General features: G+C 50.6%; 5 protein-coding genes. 4 read left to right on the top strand and 1 reads right to left on the bottom strand.

Features of this window, described 5'->3' with window-relative positions; translation table 11 throughout:
• The 4 genes from VN105_RS25205 to VN105_RS25220 form a co-directional block, all read left to right on the top strand.
• On the top strand, positions 1-1142 hold a 1142-nt coding region (locus VN105_RS25205), incomplete at its 5' end, for a sialate O-acetylesterase (RefSeq protein ID WP_325645454.1).
• A 1-nt stretch (position 1143) separates the two neighbouring features.
• Positions 1144-2334 (top strand): AGE family epimerase/isomerase, encoded by a 1191-nt coding sequence (locus VN105_RS25210; RefSeq protein ID WP_325645456.1) that lies wholly within the window; start codon positions 1144-1146, stop codon positions 2332-2334.
• 5 nt (positions 2335-2339) lie between these two features.
• Entirely contained in the window at positions 2340-3368 is a 1029-nt protein-coding gene (locus tag VN105_RS25215) for a sialidase family protein (RefSeq protein WP_325645458.1), read from the top strand.
• The gene (locus tag VN105_RS25220) at positions 3320-3502 is read left to right on the top strand and encodes a sialidase family protein (RefSeq protein ID WP_325645460.1); all 183 of its coding nucleotides are present in this window, start codon (positions 3320-3322) and stop codon (positions 3500-3502) included. The genes VN105_RS25215 and VN105_RS25220 overlap by 49 nt, the downstream gene beginning before the upstream one ends.
• A gap of 28 nt (positions 3503-3530) precedes the next feature.
• Here VN105_RS25220 and VN105_RS25225 read toward each other — a convergent pair.
• A partial coding sequence (locus tag VN105_RS25225; protein ID WP_325645462.1) for a S24 family peptidase occupies positions 3531-4253 on the bottom strand: 723 nt, incomplete at its 5' end.

Genomic DNA, 4253 nt, shown 5'->3' on the forward strand with positions numbered 1-4253 from the left:
TATCACAGGGAGCGCCTTTCAGCAGCAATGTTGCGGACAGGCGATGCGGAAACAATCCCAGCATCCGTTTACTACATATGAAACCGCTGGCGCCTACTGATAACGTGGTATGGGATACTGCCACCCTGCGGAAAGTTAACCAGCTGCAATATTTCTCCGGTAGTTGGGAAATAAGCGATACCATTACTGCTGCAGGTTTTTCGGCCGTAGGCTGGTTTTTCGCCAACAAGGTACAGGAAGCGCTGAAAGTACCAGTGGGCATTATTGAAGTGGCGGTGGGCGGATCTACTACCGAGTCGTGGATAGACCGTTTCACCATGGAGCAGGATGCCTCACTGACCGATGAGTTGTACCGCTGGCGCAGCTCCGGTTTTTACCAGTCCTGGTGCCGGCAACGGGCAGATACCAACCTGAAGAACAGTATTTCCCCGCTGCAGCGGCATCCTTATGATCCGTGTTATAATTACGAGGCGGGTATCCGGCTGTTCTCAGCTTATCCCATACAGGGGGTGATCTGGTACCAGGGAGAGAGCAATACCCACAATGTGGAGCAGCACGACCTGTTACTGCCGGCACTGGTGAGCAGCTGGCGTAAACAATGGAACAGGCAATTCCCGTTTTACTATGTACAGCTATCTTCCATTAATCGCCCTTCCTGGCCGGTTTTCAGGGAGCATCAGCTGGAGCTGTTGAAAAAGATCCCCCGTTCAGGCATGGCCGTTAGCAGCGATATGGGCGACAGTACCAATGTGCATCCCCGCCGGAAAAAAGAAGTGGGAGAACGGCTGGCTGTATTGGCGCTGCATTTTACCTATCAGCAGCAACAGGTAGTGCCATATGGCCCAATGCCTTTGAAGGCAACCATTAGCAAGTATCAAATAAAGATCGCTTTCCGCTACGCGGGAAAGCAGCTGAAAACCAGTGATGGTAGTGCTTTGAGGGGTTTTGTGGTGGAAGATGATAAAGGCCGTGTGCAGCCGGTGAAAGCAATCATTGCGCAGAACAAAATAATTATACCATTGCCTGGGTATAGCACTGCTGTGAAGGTAAGCTATGGCCATGAGCCATTTACCAGGGCTAACCTGCTGAATGATGCCGGCTTACCGGCGCCCAATTTTTCTTTAAACTTAAATAAACAATGATATGGGATACAACGGGGAAGAACTGTTACGGCTACACGATTTTTACCGGGACCAGTTACTGGGCAATACCGTCCCGTTCTGGTTTCCGCGCTCGTTCGACAGGGATTATGGCGGTTTTTTGCTGATGCGTGATGCCGGCGGCAGCCTGCTTGACGACGATAAGGCAGTGTGGATACAGGGCCGCGCTACCTGGCTGCTGGCTACTTTGTATAATACGGTGGAGCAGAAAGCGGAATGGCTGGAAGGCGCCAGGCTGGGATATGATTTTTTAAAGAAGCATTGTTTTGATACCGATGGCCGGATGTTTTTCCATGTAACCAGGAACGGCAGCCCGATCCGCAAGCGGCGCTATTTCTTTTCCGAAACCTTTGCGGTGATTGCTATGGCAGCCTATGCGCAGGCCAGCGGCGATGCTGCGGTGGCCGAGGAAGCACGTCATTTATTCGGGCAATGCATTACCTATGCCACCATGCCGGGATTACTCACGCCTAAATTTACAGATACGCGTCCTGCCAGGGGAATTGGCGTTCCTATGATTATGATCAACACGGCCCAGCAGTTGCGCAGTACTATCGGAGACGATCGTTGCGATGAGTGGATCAGCAGGTGGATAGAAGATATAGCAGCTGATTTTGTGAAAGATGATATCCGTTGCGTGATGGAACAGGTGGCGCCGGATGGCAGCATTATTGATCACATTGATGGCCGCACCCTGAACCCTGGGCATGCCATAGAGGGCGCATGGTTTATCCTGGAGGAGGCAAGGTACCGTAATAATGATCCTGCCCTGACTGATCTCGGCTGCCGGATGCTGGACTATATGTGGGAGCGGGGATGGGATACAACTTATGGAGGGATCCTGTATTTCAGGGACGTGTATAATAAACCTGTACAGGAGTACTGGCAGGACATGAAGTTCTGGTGGCCGCATAACGAGGCTATTATTGCCACCCTGCTGGCTTACCTGGTAACCGGAAATGAAAAGTATGCCACCTGGCACCGGATGGTGCACGATTACGCCTATACGCATTTCCACGATAAAGAGAACGGTGAATGGTACGGCTACCTGCATCGGGATGGCCGTATTGCACAAACCGCCAAAGGAAACATGTTTAAGGGACCGTTTCACTTGCCGAGGCAGGAATGGTATTGCCAGCAAATACTGGCTTCACATCTATCAAAGAAAAAATAACTTATATGAGAGCAATACACTTACTGACAGGCATTATTATTTGTTGCTGTACCGCCGTATCCGCACAGCTAAAACCCGTACCTGTATTTGTTTCGGGGGAGGAAGGGCATGCGAGTTACCGCATCCCGGCCATCATTTCCCTGCCGGACGGGCAACTGCTTGCCTTTGCAGAGGGCCGGGTAAAAGATTCGGATGATTTCGGAGATATTAATATTGTGATGAAACGTAGCAAGGACAAGGGCCAAACCTGGTCGGCCTTAACGCAGATCGTTGACTACGATGCCATGCAGGCCGGCAACCCTGCCCCTGTAGTGGATGTAACAGATCCTGCTTATCCGGCCGGGCGCATTTTTCTTTTCTATAATACCGGCAATAACCATGAAGGAGAAGTGCGGAAAGGAAAGGGATACCGGGAAGCATGGTATATTACGTCCACTGATGGCGGCGCTACCTGGTCGGCGCCGGTGAATATTACCACGCAGGTACACCGGCCCAACCAGCCGGAGGTGAATGCGGCTTATAACTTTAAGGAGGACTGGAGAAGTTATGCCAACACACCCGGGCATGCCATGCAGTTCAGTCGCGGTAAATACAAAGGGCGTATTTATGTAGCGGCCAATCACTCTGCCGGTAACCCGAAGAAGCGGTTTGAGGATTACAGCGCACATGGTTACTATACAGATGATCATGGGAAAACTTTTCATCTTGGCAGCACCCTGCCAATGCCCGGTTCCAATGAAGCTACTGCTGCAGAGTTATCTAACGGAAAACTGATGATCAATGCACGCAATCAGCGGGGAGATGTAAAAGCCCGCCTGGTAGGGATCAGCAACGATGGCGGCGCTACCTGGAGCAGCACCTACACGGATACACAGTTGCCCGATCCGGTTTGTGAAGGAAGCCTGCTTACTATTGGCTGGAAAAAAAGAAAGCAGTACTCGCATTTTGTAATGCCGCTGATACCGCCACGCGCGACAATCTTACATTGCGCATCAGTTATGATGAAGGCCGTACCTGGCCCGGAACTTACGTGATTGCCAACAGTGGAAAGGCAACGCCAAGTTACGCGGCCTATTCCGATATTGTAAAGATAGACGACCGGCATATTGGTGTGCTGTATGAAGCAGATAACTATGCGAAGATCGTATATGCGGTTACGTTACTATAGGTGAAGGGGGAGGGCCGCTGTCTTCCCCTTAATTCAGCTCCGGGAACTGTTTGCTGATATAACCTATGAAAGTCCATATCTCCAGTACTTCTTCAATAGCCACGGTGAACGGTTCATACCCGCTGTTCAGCGAATGAAGCGATAAGGTACCGTTTTGTTTAATGTGATTGTTTACCACTTTAAATACAATTTCCTCTTCACCTCCTTTCAGTACCAGTATGCAGGCGGTATTATCTTTTAAATGCGACCAGTCCTGCAGGTATTGCGCAATCACATGGCTGCCATCCGGGATAGGTTCCATGGAATCCCCGATGATAGGGAACATACGGATGGTTTTGCCCCTGGGCAGGTCCGGAAGGGAGAACTTCGGTAGTGCTGAAATAAAATCCGGATCGCTGAAGCCGCTGCGGTAGCCTGCCCTGGCGCGTGCCGGTATAAATTCCATGTTCTCCTCGTTGCTATTGTCAACCGTAATAGGAAGAATACGTATATGCCTGCCTGTTAGGTCTGTTTTATTTCCTGCTTCCAGTTCCAGGAGTTGTTCTTCCTTGAGGCGCGACAGGTCGGTTTTTATCATAAGGTCCAGGTCTATTTTAAAATAGCCGGCAATCAGCACCACGTCTTCCATCCGGGGATTGCGTGTTTTGCCGCTTTCCTGTGCGGTGATCTTGTTCCGGTTTAGCCCCAGCAGTCCGGATAGATGCTGCTGGGAGATCTTTTTTCGTGTCCGTAATAATTTCAGATTAGCGGC

The sequence above is a fragment of the Chitinophaga sp. genome (assembly GCF_035564935.1).
Lineage (GTDB): Bacteria > Bacteroidota > Bacteroidia > Chitinophagales > Chitinophagaceae > Chitinophaga.

Excerpts from the sequence above, each read along its gene's own strand:
- VN105_RS25210 (WP_325645456.1), top strand. The coding sequence starts at position 1,144 with ATGGGATACAACGGGGAAGAACTGTTACGGCTACACGATTTTTACCGG.
- VN105_RS25215 (WP_325645458.1), top strand. The coding sequence starts at position 2,340 with ATGAGAGCAATACACTTACTGACAGGCATTATTATTTGTTGCTGTACC.